13 protein-coding genes and 1 tRNA gene are annotated in these 15,415 nt (G+C 63.5%); 8 read left to right on the top strand and 6 right to left on the bottom strand.

The features are described 5' to 3' along the window. Positions 1 to 696, top strand: coding sequence for a FadR/GntR family transcriptional regulator (locus GA0004734_RS12995; protein WP_092934283.1), 696 nt, complete (start codon positions 1 to 3; stop codon positions 694 to 696). Between the two features lie 46 nt (positions 697 to 742). On the opposite strand, the gene GA0004734_RS12990 is transcribed toward GA0004734_RS12995, so the two are convergent. Genes GA0004734_RS12990 through GA0004734_RS12980 form a run of 3 tightly spaced genes read right to left on the bottom strand, consistent with a single transcriptional unit; the run spans position 743 to position 4,025 of the window. Further along, on the bottom strand, positions 743 to 1,861 hold the full coding sequence (locus GA0004734_RS12990; protein ID WP_092934281.1) for an iron-containing alcohol dehydrogenase: 1,119 nt from the start codon (positions 1,859 to 1,861) through the stop codon (positions 743 to 745). Positions 1,862 to 1,866: 5 nt separating this feature from the next. Next, the gene (gene pdxA / locus GA0004734_RS12985; RefSeq protein WP_092934279.1) at positions 1,867 to 2,832 is read right to left on the bottom strand and encodes a 4-hydroxythreonine-4-phosphate dehydrogenase PdxA; all 966 of its coding nucleotides are present in this window, start codon (positions 2,830 to 2,832) and stop codon (positions 1,867 to 1,869) included. Next, positions 2,829 to 4,025, bottom strand: coding sequence for a sialidase family protein (locus GA0004734_RS12980; protein WP_092936286.1), 1,197 nt, complete (start codon positions 4,023 to 4,025; stop codon positions 2,829 to 2,831). Before GA0004734_RS12980 ends, pdxA begins: the two co-directional genes overlap by 4 nt. 321 nt (positions 4,026 to 4,346) lie before the next feature. Between GA0004734_RS12980 and GA0004734_RS12975 the strand changes: the two genes are divergently transcribed. The 7 genes from GA0004734_RS12975 (at position 4,347) to GA0004734_RS12945 (ending at position 11,819) form a co-directional block, all read left to right on the top strand. Continuing rightward, the gene (locus GA0004734_RS12975) at positions 4,347 to 5,846 is read left to right on the top strand and encodes an ABC transporter substrate-binding protein (protein ID WP_092934277.1); all 1,500 of its coding nucleotides are present in this window, start codon (positions 4,347 to 4,349) and stop codon (positions 5,844 to 5,846) included. A gap of 96 nt (positions 5,847 to 5,942) precedes the next feature. Further along, positions 5,943 to 6,857 carry an ABC transporter permease gene (locus GA0004734_RS12970; protein ID WP_092934275.1) on the top strand — a complete coding sequence of 305 codons (915 nt, stop codon included), beginning with the start codon at positions 5,943 to 5,945 and terminating at the stop codon, positions 6,855 to 6,857. A 10-nt stretch (positions 6,858 to 6,867) separates the two neighbouring features. Further along, positions 6,868 to 7,791 (top strand): ABC transporter permease, encoded by a 924-nt coding sequence (locus tag GA0004734_RS12965; protein WP_092936285.1) that lies wholly within the window; start codon positions 6,868 to 6,870, stop codon positions 7,789 to 7,791. Next, complete coding sequence (locus GA0004734_RS12960) at positions 7,784 to 9,400, top strand: ABC transporter ATP-binding protein (protein WP_092934273.1); 1,617 nt, start codon at positions 7,784 to 7,786, stop codon at positions 9,398 to 9,400. The genes GA0004734_RS12965 and GA0004734_RS12960 overlap by 8 nt, the downstream gene beginning before the upstream one ends. Positions 9,401 to 9,445: 45 nt before the next feature. After that, on the top strand, positions 9,446 to 10,333 hold the full coding sequence (locus tag GA0004734_RS12955; protein WP_092934271.1) for a dihydrodipicolinate synthase family protein: 888 nt from the start codon (positions 9,446 to 9,448) through the stop codon (positions 10,331 to 10,333). A gap of 135 nt (positions 10,334 to 10,468) precedes the next feature. Further along, positions 10,469 to 10,544: transfer RNA gene (locus tag GA0004734_RS12950), tRNA-Lys, on the top strand. A gap of 339 nt (positions 10,545 to 10,883) precedes the next feature. Beyond that, positions 10,884 to 11,819 carry a dihydrodipicolinate synthase family protein gene (locus tag GA0004734_RS12945; protein ID WP_092934269.1) on the top strand — a complete coding sequence of 312 codons (936 nt, stop codon included), beginning with the start codon at positions 10,884 to 10,886 and terminating at the stop codon, positions 11,817 to 11,819. An 80-nt stretch (positions 11,820 to 11,899) separates the two neighbouring features. Here GA0004734_RS12945 and GA0004734_RS12940 read toward each other — a convergent pair whose 3' ends face one another. The 3 genes from GA0004734_RS12940 to GA0004734_RS12930 form a co-directional block, all read right to left on the bottom strand. Next, the gene (locus GA0004734_RS12940) at positions 11,900 to 12,886 is read right to left on the bottom strand and encodes an aldo/keto reductase (RefSeq protein ID WP_092934267.1); all 987 of its coding nucleotides are present in this window, start codon (positions 12,884 to 12,886) and stop codon (positions 11,900 to 11,902) included. Positions 12,887 to 13,072: 186 nt separating this feature from the next. Continuing rightward, positions 13,073 to 13,828 carry an ATP-binding cassette domain-containing protein gene (locus tag GA0004734_RS12935; protein ID WP_092936284.1) on the bottom strand — a complete coding sequence of 252 codons (756 nt, stop codon included), beginning with the start codon at positions 13,826 to 13,828 and terminating at the stop codon, positions 13,073 to 13,075. A gap of 98 nt (positions 13,829 to 13,926) precedes the next feature. Next, a complete protein-coding gene (locus GA0004734_RS12930) occupies positions 13,927 to 15,240 on the bottom strand; it encodes a sugar ABC transporter permease (protein ID WP_092936283.1) in 1,314 nt (437 codons plus the stop codon). Positions 15,241 to 15,415 lie beyond the last annotated feature (175 nt).

Here is a 15,415-nt window from a genome sequence, read left to right as displayed (position 1 = left end):
ATGGGATTGGAAGCGGGAACAACACGCAAGAGCCTCGGCGACGTGGTGTTCGAGCGCATGCTCCGCGCCATCAAGTCCGGAGCCTACCAGCCGGACGAGCGCCTGCCGACGGAGCATGATCTTGCTGCGGAGTTCGAAGTGTCGCGCCCGATCATCCGCGAGGCGTTGCGACGCCTGCGCGAGCAAGGGCTGATCTACTCGCGACGCGGGGCGGGAAGCTTCGTGCGGGCGCTGGGTCTGAAGGAGCCGCTCGGCTTCGGGCAACTCGAAAACGTCGCCGATCTTCTGAACTGTTACGAGTTCCGACTGACGCTGGAGCCAGCTGCAGCCAGTGCCGCTGCAGCGCGGCATACGGAGGCAAGCCTCACCGCCATCGCCCAGGCACTGGAACTGATGCGGGACGCGACCAACCGCCAGTCGCACCGCGTGGATGCGGATTTCGAGTTCCATCTCGCCATAGCCCGGGCGGCGCGCAATTCCTACTTCTCGACGGCCATGGAAGCCTTGAAGGAACACATCGCCGTCGGCATGAAATTCCACGGCGCGTCGGTGAAGCGCGACAGCGCCGGGCTTGCCCGGGTTTTCGGCGAGCACGAAGCCATCGCCAGAGCCATCGCCTCGGGTGATGGTCCGCTCGCGGGACAGTTGATGCGGGAGCACCTGACGGGGTCGCGCGAGCGGCTGTTTCCCAACTGAGAGCATGATGCCGGCGTCTTTTGTCGGAAGACGCCGGCCGGGGCCGTTAGTAGGCGGCGCGGTAGATCGCAAGGACGTCTTCGACGCTCATGTCGATCGGGTTGTTGTCCATCAGACGACGGTTGGCGTGGGCATCCGCCGCATAGACCGGCAGATCGGCCTCGGTCGCGCCATGCGCGCGCAGCGACATCTCGATGCCGAGATTGCGGCAGAAGGTGTGGGCGGAGCGCTGGAGGTCGTCCTGCGAGAGCCGTTCGCCGAGACCGAGCGCCTGCGCGACTTCGGCAGACTTTTCCGCTGCCACCGGCTGGTTGAAGGCGAGAACCTGCGGAAAGATGATGGCGTTCGCCAAGCCATGGGGCAGGCGAAGCCGCGTGCCTAGAGGGTAGGCGATTGCGTGGCCCGCCGCGGTGTTGACAGGCCCAAGGCAGATGCCACCGTAATAGGAGGCGAGCATCATTCCCTCGCGGGCTTCCGTATCCGTGCCGTCGCGGACGGCGCGAGCGAGAAAGCGACCGACGAGATGAAAGCCCATGCGGGCAAAGCCATCGATCATCGGATGGGCGCGGCGGTTGGTGAAGGCCTCGACGCAATGCGCCATGGCATCCACGCCGGTGGCGGCCGTTACGGCCGGGGGTACGGAGTAGGTCAGTTCGGGATCGAGCACGGCCACATCGGCGATCAGGTGCGGGCTTTCCACCGCGATCTTGTTGCCTTTTCCGGGATCGGTGATCAGCGAGCGGATGCCGGCTTCCGACCCTGTGCCGGCGGTGGTGGCGACCTGCACGAGGCGCGTCCGACGACCGGCGACCTTGTTCGGTCCTGCCACGTCGGCAAGCGTCTGGTCGCCGTCCCAGAGGGCGGCGACGAGTTTCGCGACGTCGAGCACCGAGCCGCCGCCAAGGCCGACGACCAGGTCGGGACTGCAGCCACGCGCCGCCTCGATCGCCGCATCCAGCGTCGTGATGTCGGGCTCTCCGGGAATGGCGTCGAAGACGGTGATGCGGCCCTTCAACGCAAGGCGATCGATGAAGCCGGCGGTGATAGGCGTTGCGATGACCAGCACAGAGGTCGCGTCGGCGGCCCAGGTGCCGACGTCGCCGATGGTGCCGGCGCCGACGATGAGGCGTCGCGGCTGATGAAGGGTGATGGGCGCTATGGTCATGGCGGTTATCCCTGCTCTGCGTGCGCGACGCGGCCGGCGACGAGCTTGCGCGCATAGGCGATCGCTTCGTTCATGTTGCCATGGTTGGCGATGCCCTTGCCGGCGATGTCGAAGGCCGTGCCGTGATCGACCGAGGTGCGGTCGATGGGCAGATCGACGGAAACGTTGACGGCCGTGTCGAAGGCGACGAGCTTGATCGGGATATGTCCCTGATCATGGTACTGGGCGACGATCAGGTCGAACGCGCCGGTATAAGCACGATGGAAAACGGTATCGGCCGAGATCGGGCCGTAAGCGTCGATACCTTCCGCCCGCGCCGCCACGACGGCCGGGCCGATCTGGTCGTCATCCTCCGTGCCGAAAAGGCCGTTTTCACCGCAATGCGGATTGATGCCGGCAATGGCGATGCGCGGCGCGGCATAGCCGATGCGCTTCAGGTGGGCGTCGCCGGCGCGGATGGTGGCGAGCACGCGCTCCGTTGTGGCCCGCTGGATGGCCTCTTTCAGGGAAACATGCGTGGAGACGTGGATGACCTTCAGCTTCTCGGACGCCAGCAGCATATAGGCGGCCTTGGAGCCGGTGAGGCTGCGTAGCATGCCGGTGTGACCGTCATAGTGATGGCCGGCAAGGTTCAGCGCTTCCTTGTTGATCGGCGCGGTGACGATGCAGCCGATGGTCTTGGCTTCTGCGTCGCGCACGGCCTTCTCGATGAAGCGAAAGGCGGCATCGCCGGCAACCGGGCTCAGCTGTCCCCATGCGAGCGGCGCGCCTTCGATCGGCAGATCGACGACGTAGGGCACGAGATCGATGTCGAGGCCCAGCGCATCGCGTGCCGCTTCGAGCGTCGGCAGGTTGCCGTAGATGCGGGTGCGCTCGCGGTCTTCCGCCGACATGTCGATGAGGGCGCGCACGGAAATCTCGGGGCCGACGCCGCAGGGGTCGCCCATGGTGATGCCGATGATATTGCTCATGAAAGTCTCCGTCCAGCCGCACTGTCCCAGCCGGGAGCCAGGCGGACATGTTTGATCGCGCGACGATGATAGGTGTAGGCGAGATGCAGCGTCCCGTCCGGCTCTTCGAGCAGCCAGGGATAGGACATCTCCTTGTTGCGGCCGTCGATCGAGTCGTTCGACAGGCAGGTGCCCGGTCCCGTCTCGATGATCAGCCGTTCGGGAAAGGTCAGGCCGTCATCGGTCGAGAAGCAGAGCGCGACCGGTGCACGGGGCACACCCCAGACCGGCACGCAGCCGCCCGTGGGATCGGCGTCCGGGCGGTCGTCGGCGTCGCCGAGCTCGTCATAGAGCGAAGCGCGCCGCTCGGAAGACTGGCTGGCGTTGACAGGGTTGCAGATGATGGCGAGCCGGCCATCTCTCAGCTGTGTGGCTGCGATAGATGAATTGTTGTTCGGAACGTCGGTGGGGGCAGGCGCCGACCATGTCCGTCCGCCGTCCGTGGTTTCGGTGCGATAGATAAAATCGGCTTGCCTGCGGCGGAAGAATGCGGCGTAGCGATCGTCTCCCAGGCTGACCGGGCCGAGATGGACGCAGCCGATCGAGGCGTCGATATCCTGCAGCGTCCACGTATCGCCGCCGTCTTGCGAGATAGCCGCGGCCGCTTTGTCGTGGCTCCCGTTCCATTTCTGATTCGGGCGCTGGATGCAGCGGAAAATCGGAAGCAGCCATGCGCCATCCGCCCTGACGACCACGCCGGCCCGCACGAAGCAGCCGAGCGGCAGGTCGAGATAGCGCCCGCCTGGCGCCGTGAGCACAAGCGGATCGGAGGCATCGCGAAAGACTTCGGCCATGCGGATCCGGCATTCGTCCTGGTTTCCGGAGGGCTGCGCGGTGTGGAACAGCCAGAGCTTTCCGTCCGGAGCCGCAAAGAACATCGGGTTCTGTTCGGAATGCGCCGGATCATTGCTCAGTTGCTGAGGCGGTCCCCAGTTCGATGCGCCTTTAGGAAGCACGCTGGCGAAGATCGAAATATCGGATTTGCCCTCCAGCGTTCCACCGAACCACGCGCAGACGAGTGCACCATCTTCCAGTCGATGCAGAAAGGCGGCGTGGTTCTGGATCATCGGCGAGGGAAGCAGCGCTTCCTCGCGTCCTGAGGCCACGGATACAAGGGCTCCGGTCATGCCGCGGGCGATTTCTTCGGGATTCATCTGGTCCTCCATGCCGGTCAAAAGTCATGGATTTTGCATAGTTGTCAAGTTTTGCAATGTCATTCAAGCAAAATATTCCGACAAGCTAAAACATTATGCCATTGTAACTAATGATATTTTTATAGAAAATTTTTTTATGAGAAATGACATTGGAAATTAATTTGACAAAGTTGCGGTGACGTTAGATGGTATGGCAGTCTTGGCGAGAGGAAGCTCGGGACAACGGATCATTGCCGGCCGGACGTTTCGAGCGGCAGCGCGACATGAATGCCTTGAGAAGGCGAGCGTCGCGTTCAACGGATAAAGAGGGAGGAGACTATCGTGAAGAAAACACTGATTCTCGGCGCGCTGATGTTGTGCACCGCCTTGACGCCGGCATTCGCCGCGTCCGGCCCGATCAAGGTCGTGCTGCCCGAAGAGGCCGACCTGCTGGAGCCCTGCATGGCGACCCGCTCGAACATCGGGCGTGTGATCATGCAGAATGTCAGCGAGACGCTGACGGAACTCGACGTGCGCGGACAAGAGGGCGTGAAGCCGCGTCTGGCCGAGAAGTGGGAGCAGAACGCCGATGGTTCGTGGCGTTTCAATCTGCGCCAGGGCGTCAAGTTCTCTGACGGCACGACATTCGATGCCAAGGACGTGAAGCACAGCTTCGACCGTATCTTCAGTGACAAGAATGCCTGCGAATCCCGCCGTTACTTCGGCGGAATCAAGATCGAGGCAAAGATCGTCGATGATCACACGATCGATTTCAATGCGGATCCGGTTCAGCCGATCCTGCCGCTGCTGATGTCGCTCGTCACGATGGTTCCCGAGGAAACGCCGCTCGAGTTCATTCGCGAGCCGGTCGGCACCGGACCGTACAAGCTTACCAACTGGACACCGGGCCAGCAGATCGTGCTCACCGCCCGTGACGACTACTGGGGCGCCAAGCCTGACGTGACGGAAGCGACCTACCTGTTCCGTGCCGACCCTTCGGTTCGCGCGGCGATGGTGCAGGCCGGCGAAGCGGATCTCGCGCCGTCGATCTCTCAGCTCGAAGCGACGAATGCCGCGACCGACCTGTCCTATCTCGACAGTGAGACCGTCTATCTGCGTATCGATCACAACATTCCGCCGCTCTCCGATGTGCGTGTCCGGCGCGCGCTGAACCTTGCAATCGATCGTCAGGCGTTCCTGGGCACGCTGGTGCCTGAGAGCGCGGTTCTCGCCACGGCCATCGTGCCGCCGACGACGCTGGGCTGGAACCCGGATGTGAAGCAATTCCCGTTCGATCCTGAAGGCGCAAAGAAGCTGCTCGCGGAAGCCAAGGCCGATGGCGTGCCGGTGGATACCCCCATCGAGGTCATCGCGCGTTCCGCGAACTTTCCGAACGTCACGGAAATCATGGAAGCGATCCAGGGGCAGCTTCAGGATGTCGGCTTCAAGATCAACCTGAAATTCGTCGAAGTGGCCGAGCACGAGCAATACTACTCCAAGCCCTTCAAGGAAGGTCGTGGGCCGCAGATCGTTGCGGCGATGCACGACAACTCGAAGGGCGATCCGTCGTTCTCGATGTTCTTCAAGTACGCTACCGAAGGCACGCAGTCCGGCTTCTCCGATCCGAAGGTGGACGACCTGATCAAGCGCGCCTCGGCTGCCGTCGGCGACGAGCGCGCCAAGCTCTGGTCCGAAGTCATTGCCTACGTTCATGACGATGTGGTCGCCGATGTGCTGCTCTTCCACATGGTCGGCTTCGCCCGGGTTTCCGAGCGTCTGGCATTCACGCCGACGATCGCCACGAACTCGACGCTCCAGCTGTCCGAAATCAAGATCAAGTAATGCAGGATGGCGGGCGCTACGGCGCCCGTCTCCAGGTTACGGCAGCGGCGGGATGATCCCGCCGCCCATGCCGCAGGAATTTCTGGCGAGGATGCCATGTTAAGCTTCATTCGAAAACGCGCCATCGCCAGCCTGATCTCCCTCGTCGGATTGATCGTGCTGGTGTTCTTCCTTTCGCGACTGACGGGCGATCCCGCGGCGCTGTTTCTCCCCGTGGAAGCCTCGGCCGAGTTGAAGCAGCAGTTCCGTGAACTGCACGGCCTTAACGATCCGCTGATGGTGCAGTTCGCACATTACGTCGGCGATGTCGTCACCGGTGATTTCGGCGAATCCCTGCGCAAGGCGCGCCCGGCGCTCGACGTGGTCCTTGAAGCTTTCGTCTGGACGCTCTGGCTGGCGGCCATCACCATGACGCTTGTGACGGGCGCCGCTATCGTCGTCGGTTCGCTCGCTGCCTTTCGTGCGGGCGGCTTCTTCGACCGCTTCTCCTCGGTCGTCTCGCTGATCGGTGCCTCCGTGCCGGATTTCTGGCTCGCGATCGTCGCCATCGTCGTTTTCTCGGTCAATCTCGCCTGGCTGCCGACGTCGGGCACGGGCTCGATCTGGCACTGGATCCTGCCGATCTGCGTGCTCTTCGTGCGGCCCTTCGGCATCATCGTCCAGATCGTGCGCGGCTCGATGATCGGTGCGCTATCCTCGGCCTACGTCAAGACGGCGCGGGCGAAGGGCGTGAAGTCGGGGCCGATCATCTTCATCCACGCGCTGCGCAACGCCATGCTGCCGATCATCACGGTCATCGGCGATCAGGCCGCCAGCCTGCTCAATGGTGCCGTCATCGTCGAGACGATCTTCGGTTTTCCCGGCGTCGGCAAGCTGATGATCGACAGCATCCTACAGCGGGACTTCAACGTCGTGCTGGCAGCAATCCTCGTCACGGCGCTCGCCATCTTCCTCATGAACATTCTGATCGACCTTGCCTATGCGCTGCTCGATCCGCGCATCCGGCATTGAGGGGCAACGCATGACACTCCAGACGATCGACGCGCCGCTGTCGGAAGAACCATCCTTCCTCGTGCGCATGGGCCGCATGCTGTGGGCCGACAAGTTCGCACTCTGTGCGGCCATCTTCCTTTTGATCATTCTGCTCCTCGCCATCATCGGCCCGCATTGGCTGGGCGATCTCGCGACCAAGCAGAACCTGCGCGGACGCAACGCCGCGCCGTTCGACTGGGAGCGCGGCTGGGTTTGGTGGATGGGCGCCGATGCGCTCGGCCGGCCGCTGCTTGCGCGTATCGTGGTCGCAACGCAGAACACGCTGATGGTCGCGGCGGGGGCCGTTGCCATTTCCTCCATCACCGGCACGCTGCTGGGCCTGATTGCCGGCTTCTCCTCGCCGCGCGTCAACCAGATCATCATGCGGCTTGCCGATGTGATCATGTCCTTCCCGTCGCTGCTGATCGCGGTCATCGTGCTGTACGTTCTCGGCGCCTCGATCCTCAACCTTATGCTTGTCCTCGCCATCACCCGCATCCCCGTCTACCTGCGCACGACGCGGGCTGAGGTGCTGGAGATCCGCGAGCGCATGTTCGTGCAGGCGGCGCGGGTCATGGGCGCCTCCAGCAAGCGCATCCTCTTCCGCCACATCCTGCCCGTGGTTCTGCCGACGCTGACGACGCTGGCGACGCTCGATTTCGCCTATGTCATGCTCGCCGAAAGCGCGCTGTCCTTCCTCGGCATCGGCATCCAGCCGCCGGAAATCACCTGGGGCCTGATGATCGCGCAAGGTCGCCAGTATCTTCAGAATGCCTGGTGGCTGTCCTTCTGGCCGGGCCTTGCCATCATCCTCACGACCATGTCGCTGAACCTCCTGTCCAACTGGATGCGGATCGCCCTCGATCCCGTACAGCGCTGGCGTCTCGAAATGAAGGGTCGCAAAAATGGTTGACCATCTCCTTGAGGTCCGCAACCTCTCCGTGGAATTCCACACGGCCGTTGGGGTGGTGAAGGCGGTTCGCGATATCTCCTATCACCTCGACCGCGGCGAAACGCTCGCCATTCTCGGCGAAAGCGGCTCGGGCAAGTCCGTCTCGTCCTCGGCGATCATGAACCTCATCGACATGCCGCCGGGGCGGATCAGCGGCGGGCAGATCCTGCTCGACGGCGTCGATCTCCTGACCATGCCGGCGCAGGCGCGGCGCGAGGTCAACGGCCGGCGCATCGCCATGATCTTTCAGGATCCGCTCAGCCACCTCAATCCGGTCTATACCGTGGGCTGGCAGATCCGCGAGGCCCTGACGGCGCACGGCACGGATGGCGCCAAGGCGCAGGCCGAGGCGTTGCGGCTGATGGGCCGCGTCGGCATTCCCGATCCGGAACATTCGCTCGACAAATATCCGCACGAGTTTTCCGGTGGCCAGCGTCAGCGCGTCATGATCGCCATGGCGCTCGCGCTGCGGCCGGATCTGCTGATCGCCGACGAGCCGACGACGGCGCTCGACGTGACCGTTCAGGCGGAGGTTCTGGCGCTGCTCGAAGAGTTGCAGCGGGAAACCGGCATGGCGATCCTGATCATCACGCACGATCTCGGCGTCGTCGCCGAGGTCGCCGACCGCGTCGTGGTGATGGAGAAGGGCCAGCTGGTGGAAAGCGGCACGGTGCGCGACGTCTACCGCAACCCGCAGCATCCCTATACCCGCAAGCTCATCGCCGCGGCTCCCGGCAAGGGCGAGATGCATGCGCCGCTGCCCCGTGTCGAGCCCGTGCTTCAGGTGCGCGATGCCCGCAAGACCTATGGCGCCTTCGACGCGCTGAAGGGCGTTTCGTTCGACCTCATGCCCGGCGAAACGCTGGCGGTGGTCGGCGAGAGCGGATCAGGCAAGTCGACGCTCGCCCGCATTCTCTTGCGCCTCGACGAGCCGACCGCAGGCAGTGCGCTGTGGAAGGGCAGGGACCTCTTCAAGATGGGGGCCGCCGAACTCTACAAACTGCGGCGTGACCTGCAGATGGTCTTTCAGGACCCGACGCAATCGCTCAACCCGCGCATGACCGTCTACCAGCTCGTGTCGGAGGCCTGGGTCATTCATCCGGATATCCTGCCCAAGGCCAAGTGGCGCGCCCGCGTCGCCGAGTTGCTCGTCCAGGTCGGTCTCGGGCCGGAGCATATGGGGCGCTATCCGCACCAGTTTTCGGGCGGACAGCGACAGCGCATCGCGATTGCGCGCGCTCTCGCGCTCGAGCCGAAGCTGATCATCTGCGACGAGGCTGTCTCGGCGCTCGACGTGTCCGTGCAGGCGCAGGTCATCGCGCTGCTCGACAATCTTCGCAAGACGATGGGCATCGCCTTCATCTTCATCGCGCACGACCTGCCCGTGGTGCGCGACTTCGCCGACCATGTGATGGTGATGCAGAACGGCAAGGTTGTGGAACTCGGCACCGTTCGCGAGGTCTTCGAGACCCCGCGCGAGGCCTATACGCAGGCGCTGCTGGCAGCCGGCCTCAACCCCGATCCCGACGTGCAGGCCGCTCATCGCGCTGCCCGTCTCCAGCGGGCCTGAGGCCTCCGGCCACCGCTGCACATATCCAGAATTCAGGAGAATGTCATGTCCAAGAAAGCCTTCGTCGCGCTCGTCACCTGCTTCAACGACGATGAAACGATCAACTACGCCGCCACGCGCGCCCAGGTGCGCCGGCAGGTGGCGGCGGGCAACAACATTATGTGCGCCGGCACCAATGGCGACTTTTCCGCCCTGACCTACGACGAGAAGGTGCGGCTGACCGAAGAGGTCGTGGACGAGGTCGGCGGCGAGGTCGATGTCATCGTCAATGCCGGCATGCCGGCGACCTTCGAGACGCTGAAGCTCGCCCGGACGTTCGACCGCATCGGCGTCACCGGCATCGCCGTCATCACGCCCTTCTTCATCGCCTGCACGCAGGACGGCCTGATCCGGCACTTCTCGACGGTCGCGGACGCTGTGCAGACACCGGTCTATCTCTATGACATTCCCGCCCGCACGCAGAACCACATCGAGCCGGAAACGGCGCGGGTGCTGTCCGCGCATGGCAACATCGCCGGCATCAAGGATTCTGGCGGCGCCAAGGAAACGCTGGAAGCCTATCTCGCCGTCGGCAAAAGCGTCGAGGGTTTCGAGGTCTATTCCGGCCCGGACCATCTCGTGCTCTGGTCGCTGCAGAACGGCGCTGCAGGCTGCATCTCCGGCCTCGGCAATGCCATGCCCGACGTGCTCTCCGGCATCCTGAACGCCTTCAACAGCGGAGATATTGCCGAGGCGGAACGTCAGCAGGCCATCTACACCGCCTTTCGCACCGACCTCTACGCGCTCGGCTTCCCCCCGGCGCTGGTCAAGCGCGCGCTCTACCTCACCGACCCCTCGGTCGGCGCCAGCCGCCAGCCGGCCTTGCTGCCCGACCGCGAGCAGGACGAAAAGATCGCCGTCATTCTCCAGCGCTACGGTCTCATGGCAGCCTGATCGGCATTCTCGAGATTTCCCGTGGGACATCGCAAAAAGATGCCTGCTGCAACTGGACAAGCCGGGCGAAGGTCTTTATACGCCCGATCACACCGCAGCGATGCAGTGTCGCACGGCTCACAAGCCTTGCGGGATGGGTGATTAGCTCAGTTGGTAGAGCAGCTGACTCTTAATCAGCGGGTCGTAGGTTCGAACCCTACATCACCCACCAAAACTTATTCAGAGACATATATATGATGTTTGACCGCGCTGTGGCGCGGCTTTCGTCGTTTTCCCAGTTTCCGGTCATCCGTTTGAATCAGCAGATGCGCGTCTTGCGTCAGCGTCCTGTCTCGGCCCGGCACTCCCTCCATCTTTCACACGCGGACCCGGACAACCCGTCGAACGCGCTGGTGCAGCAGCGATGGCGGCCTTAGCGACGGCTTTGTTACGCCGCAAGACCTTCTGTATTTATTTTGTCGACAGGGATTGCGTGATTTGCTAAACCCTTCTCAACAGCGGGTGAGCGATGGAGATGTCGTTCGGTGCGCGCTTCTTTTGGAGAGATGAGATGACCGATTCCGTTTTTGCCGGCTGCATTCCCGCACTGATGACGCCTTGCCTGTCCGATCGCACGCCGGACTTCGATGCGCTGGTGCGCAAGGGTCGCGAACTGATCGACCTCGGCATGTCCGCCGTCGTCTACTGCGGGTCGATGGGCGACTGGCCGCTCCTGACGGATGAGCAGCGGCAGGAGGGGGTTCGTCGTCTGGTGGAGGCCGGGGTCCCGGTCATCGTCGGCACGGGCGCGGTCAGCACGGCTTCGGCCGCCGGACATGCGGCCCATGCCGCGAAGGTGGGTGCGAAGGGCCTGATGGTCATCCCGCGGCTTTTGTCGCGCGGTTCATCGCTTGCCGCTCAGAAGGATCACTTCTCGGCTGTCCTGAAGGCGGCCGACGGTTTGCCCGCCGTCATCTACAACAGCCCTTACTATGGCTTCGCCACGCGCGCCGATCTTTTCTTCGCGCTGCGCGCCAGCTTCTCGAACCTCGTCGGCTTCAAGGAATTCGGCGGCAAGGCCGACATGACCTATGCGGCCGAGAACATCACGTCAGGCGATGACGATCTCATCCTCATGGTCGGCGTCGACACCGGCGTCTATCACGGCTTCGTTAATTGCGGCGCTGGCGGCGCGATCACCGGCATCGGCAATGCGCTTCCGAAGGAAGTGCTGCACCTCGTGGCGCTGTGCGAAAAGGCAGCGGCGGGCGACGCCGAAGCGCGCCGCGATGCAAAGGAGCTGGAAGAAGCGCTGTGGGTGCTTTCCACCTATGACGAAGGTCCGGACCTCGTGCTGCACTACAAATATCTGATGGTGCTGAACGGCGATGCGGAATACGAGCTGCACTTCAACGAGGGCGACGCCCTCAGCGCTTCGCAGCGCCGCCACATCGAGAACCAGTACACGCTGTTCAAGGCCTGGTACGCATCGCGCTATCCGGCATAAGCGTATCGCTTGACGACGTGAAAGAGCCCATGCCGTAACCCACGGCATGGGCTCTTTCGTTTCGGAGAATGCCGATCAGACTACCATTTCTGATGAACGTGCGGCGCGATCAGGTTCTTGTAGATCTCGCGCGAGGCGGACATCACGTCGTTCGACAGCGGTGCGAGATCTGCAGCTCCAGCATTGGCGCGGGCTTGCTCCGCATTGCGGGCGCCGGGGATGACGACTGTGACGGCGTCGCTCATCAGGATCCAGCGGAGCGCGAAGGCGGCCATCGTGGCACCCTGCGGCACCAGCTTGCGAACCTCTTCTACGGCCTGCAGGCCGACCTCGAAGGGAACGCCAGCGAAGGTCTCGCCGACGTCGAACGCATCGCCGTTGCGGTTGAAGTTGCGGTGATCGTCGCTGGCAAATGCCGTGTCCGCGGTGATCTTGCCGGACAGGAGGCCGCTGGCGAGCGGTACGCGGGCGATGACGGCGATGTTCTTGCGGCGGGCTTCCTGGAAGAACAGGTGGTCGGGACGCTGGCGGAAAAGATTGTAGATGATCTGGATGCTGACGACGCCGGGATATTCGATCGCCTTCAGCGCTTCCTCGACCTTCTCGACCGACACGCCATAGCCGCTGATCTTGCCGGCCGCTTGCAATTCGTCCAAGCCTTCGAACACTTCGGGACGGTAGAGGACCTCTGTGGGCGGGCAATGAAGCTGAACAAGGTCGAGCACATCGACGCCGAGATTGAGCAGGCTGCGGTCGATGAAGCCTTCGAGGTTCGCCTTGGTGTATCCGTCGGCGACATGAGGGTTCAGCCGGCGACCGGCCTTGGTTGCCACCATCGGCCGTGTTCCACCGCGCGTTTTCAGCACGTCGGCAATGATCTTTTCCGAGCGGCCGTCGCCATAAACGTCGGCCGTGTCGATGAAGGTGATACCGGAATCGAGCGCGGCGTTGAGGGCCGCGCGGCCATCGGCTTCGCTGACGTCGCCCCAGGAACCGCCGATCTGCCAGGCGCCGAAGCCGACATTGGACACGGTGAACGGCAGTCTGCCGAAGGAATGGTTTTTCATGATGATCTCCCTTTCGAAGTCCCTGCTATGACCCGCAGCGCGGGTCTCAGGGTGCCTTCCGATCGAAGGCTATGGCCGAACGACATCGCCATGGCAAGCAATGCCATGCTGGCGGCGAAGGTTCCAAAGACGAAAGCCGGGCATTGCTGGAATGCCCGGCTCGATGAAGCGTGATGAGGATGGCTGTCAGGCCGGCTGCATGGCGCCGGGACCGGGAATGGCCTTTGGCGGCACCTTGCCGAGGATGATCATGCCGAGCACTTCGTCCTTGGTCACATCTTCCGTGCGGGCATGCCCGACGACCTGACCGTTCTTCATGACGGAGACCCGATCGGCGAGATCGAACACGTCGTGTATGTCGTGGCTGATCAGGAAGATGCCGATGCCTTCGCGCTTCAGCTGCCGGATAAGATCGCCCACCTGCGCCGTTTCCTGCGGCCCGAGTGCGGCCGTCGGCTCGTCCATGATAAGGATGCGGGCGTCGAACAGGATCGCACGGGCAATGGCCACGGATTGCCGCTGCCCGCCCGAAAGCGCCTTCACCGGCTCCTTGAAGCGGCGGAAGTTCGGGTTGAGCCGGCCCATCACTTCGCGGGCCTTTGCTTCCATCGCCACGTCGTCGAGCGTGCCCCACGGCGTGCGCAATTCGCGTCCGAGATAGAGGTTCGCGGCCGCATCCACATTGTCGGCGACGGCGAGCGTCTGGTAGATCGTCTCGATCCCGTATTTCTTCGCGTCTCGCGGATTGGAGATCTCGGCCGGCTGGCCGTTGATCAGGATCTCGCCGGCATCGCGCTTGTAGGCGCCCGAAAGGATCTTGATCAGCGTCGATTTGCCGGCGCCGTTATGGCCGAGAAGCGCCACCACTTCGCCGGGGTAGAGATCGATCGAGGCATTGTCGACCGCGTGGATGCCGCCGAACGAGATCGAAACGTTCTTCATCTCGACGAGGGGTGTGCCGGACTGGCTGGTCGCGGCGTTGTTTCCGCCGGCTGTTGCAGGGATGCCTTGGGGTGTTGTCGTGGTCATGATCGGCCTCCTTACTTGGCGCGCGCGCGATAGACGGTGTCGAGCCAGACGGCGACGACCAGCACGAAGCCGACGACGATGCGCTGGAGCGGGCTGTCGATGCCAAGGAGCACCATGCCCGACTGCAGGGACTGCATGACGAAGGCCCCGAGCATGGCGCCAGCGATGGTGCCGACCCCGCCGGCAAGCGAGGTGCCGCCGATGACCGCTGCGGCGATCGTATAGAGCTCGTCAAGCTCGCCCTGCGCATTGGTGGCGGCGTTGAGGCGGGCGGTGGAGATGGCGGCGGCGATGGCGCACAGAATACCCATCAGCGCGAAGATGCGCACCGTAACCCAGCGGGTCTTGATGCCGGCGAGTTCCGCCGCCTCCTGGTTTCCGCCGATGGCAAAGACATAGCGACCGAAGCGCAGGCGGGTGGAGATGAAGGTCATCACGATGCCGACGGCAATGGCGATGAGCACGGGAACGGCGATGCCGTGGGAGATCTTCAGCCCTCCCTCAGGCACGGGAATGGCGTTGGCCTCGGCATAGCGAAGGGCGATGTTGACGGGCCAGTAATAGTTGTTGGCAACGAGCACGGCCCCAATGACGACGGCGCAGGAGAGGGTGGCCAGCACATATTCCGCCCAGACCGGCCGACGCGGAAAGCCGAAGCGCTTGCGCTGCTTGCGGGCGTTGAGAATGGCGCCGACGATGGCGAGGCAGGCGATGAGGCCGACGACCCAGCTGGCGGTGGCGCCGATGGAGCCTTCCGTGCCGCCGCCCATCAGGCGGAAGGTGGCATTCATCGGGGCGACCGTCTGCCCTGACGTGACGAACCATGTGGCACCGCGCCAGACGAGCAGGCCGCCGAGCGTGACAATGAAGGAGGGCACGCCGAGAAAGGCGATGATGACGCCGTGGAGCGCGCCGATGAGACCGCCGACGACGACGCCACAGGCGAGCGTGACGATCCAGATGAGGGAGCTGTCGAGGCCAAGATATTGCGGCAGGATCTGCGCCTGCATGACGCCCATCACCATCCCGCAGAAGCCGAGCACGGAGCCGACGGACAGGTCGATGTTGCGCGTGACGATGATCAGCACCATGCCGGTTGCCATGACCGCGACGGACGACGTCTGCACCGTGAGGTTCCAGAGGTTGCGCGGGGTCAGGAACAGGCCACCCGTCAACAGGTGGAAGCCGATCCAGATGACCAACAGCGCGCCGATCATGCCGAGCAGGCGCGTGTCGATCTCGGTGGCGCGAAAGAAACGCCGAACCGGATTTTCGGTCGTCGCCCGTGCCGGGTTGAATGGTATCGTATTGGTGGTTTCGGCCATGGCCTCGTCGTTCTCCCTCATGAACCGGGCAATGAACCGGGCAGGCGTGCCGTGTTTCCACGACCGCGCGCGATCCTCCGCCTGTGCAGATCCCTCATCCGCTCAAATCGGGGCGGACGCGGCATGCGCGATGCCCCGTCCGCCCCGTTTCACATTGGCTTGCCGATCAGCTGCA

This window comes from Rhizobium sp. 9140 (assembly GCF_900067135.1).
Lineage (GTDB): Bacteria > Pseudomonadota > Alphaproteobacteria > Rhizobiales > Rhizobiaceae > Ferranicluibacter.
Note: the sequence above shows the minus strand (reverse complement) of the source record. Positions and strands in the feature narration are given on the sequence as shown.

Coding starts and splice junctions, on each gene's coding strand:
- GA0004734_RS12995 (WP_092934283.1), top strand. CDS start 1: ATGGGATTGGAAGCGGGAACAACACGCAAGAGCCTCGGCGACGTGGTG.
- GA0004734_RS12990 (WP_092934281.1), bottom strand. CDS start 1,861: ATGACCATAGCGCCCATCACCCTTCATCAGCCGCGACGCCTCATCGTC.
- pdxA (WP_092934279.1), bottom strand. CDS start 2,832: ATGAGCAATATCATCGGCATCACCATGGGCGACCCCTGCGGCGTCGGC.
- GA0004734_RS12980 (WP_092936286.1), bottom strand. CDS start 4,025: ATGAATCCCGAAGAAATCGCCCGCGGCATGACCGGAGCCCTTGTATCC.
- GA0004734_RS12970 (WP_092934275.1), top strand. CDS start 5,943: ATGTTAAGCTTCATTCGAAAACGCGCCATCGCCAGCCTGATCTCCCTC.
- GA0004734_RS12965 (WP_092936285.1), top strand. CDS start 6,868: ATGACACTCCAGACGATCGACGCGCCGCTGTCGGAAGAACCATCCTTC.
- GA0004734_RS12960 (WP_092934273.1), top strand. CDS start 7,784: ATGGTTGACCATCTCCTTGAGGTCCGCAACCTCTCCGTGGAATTCCAC.
- GA0004734_RS12955 (WP_092934271.1), top strand. CDS start 9,446: ATGTCCAAGAAAGCCTTCGTCGCGCTCGTCACCTGCTTCAACGACGAT.
- GA0004734_RS12945 (WP_092934269.1), top strand. CDS start 10,884: ATGACCGATTCCGTTTTTGCCGGCTGCATTCCCGCACTGATGACGCCT.
- GA0004734_RS12940 (WP_092934267.1), bottom strand. CDS start 12,886: ATGAAAAACCATTCCTTCGGCAGACTGCCGTTCACCGTGTCCAATGTC.
- GA0004734_RS12935 (WP_092936284.1), bottom strand. CDS start 13,828: ATGAAGAACGTTTCGATCTCGTTCGGCGGCATCCACGCGGTCGACAAT.
- GA0004734_RS12930 (WP_092936283.1), bottom strand. CDS start 15,240: ATGGCCGAAACCACCAATACGATACCATTCAACCCGGCACGGGCGACG.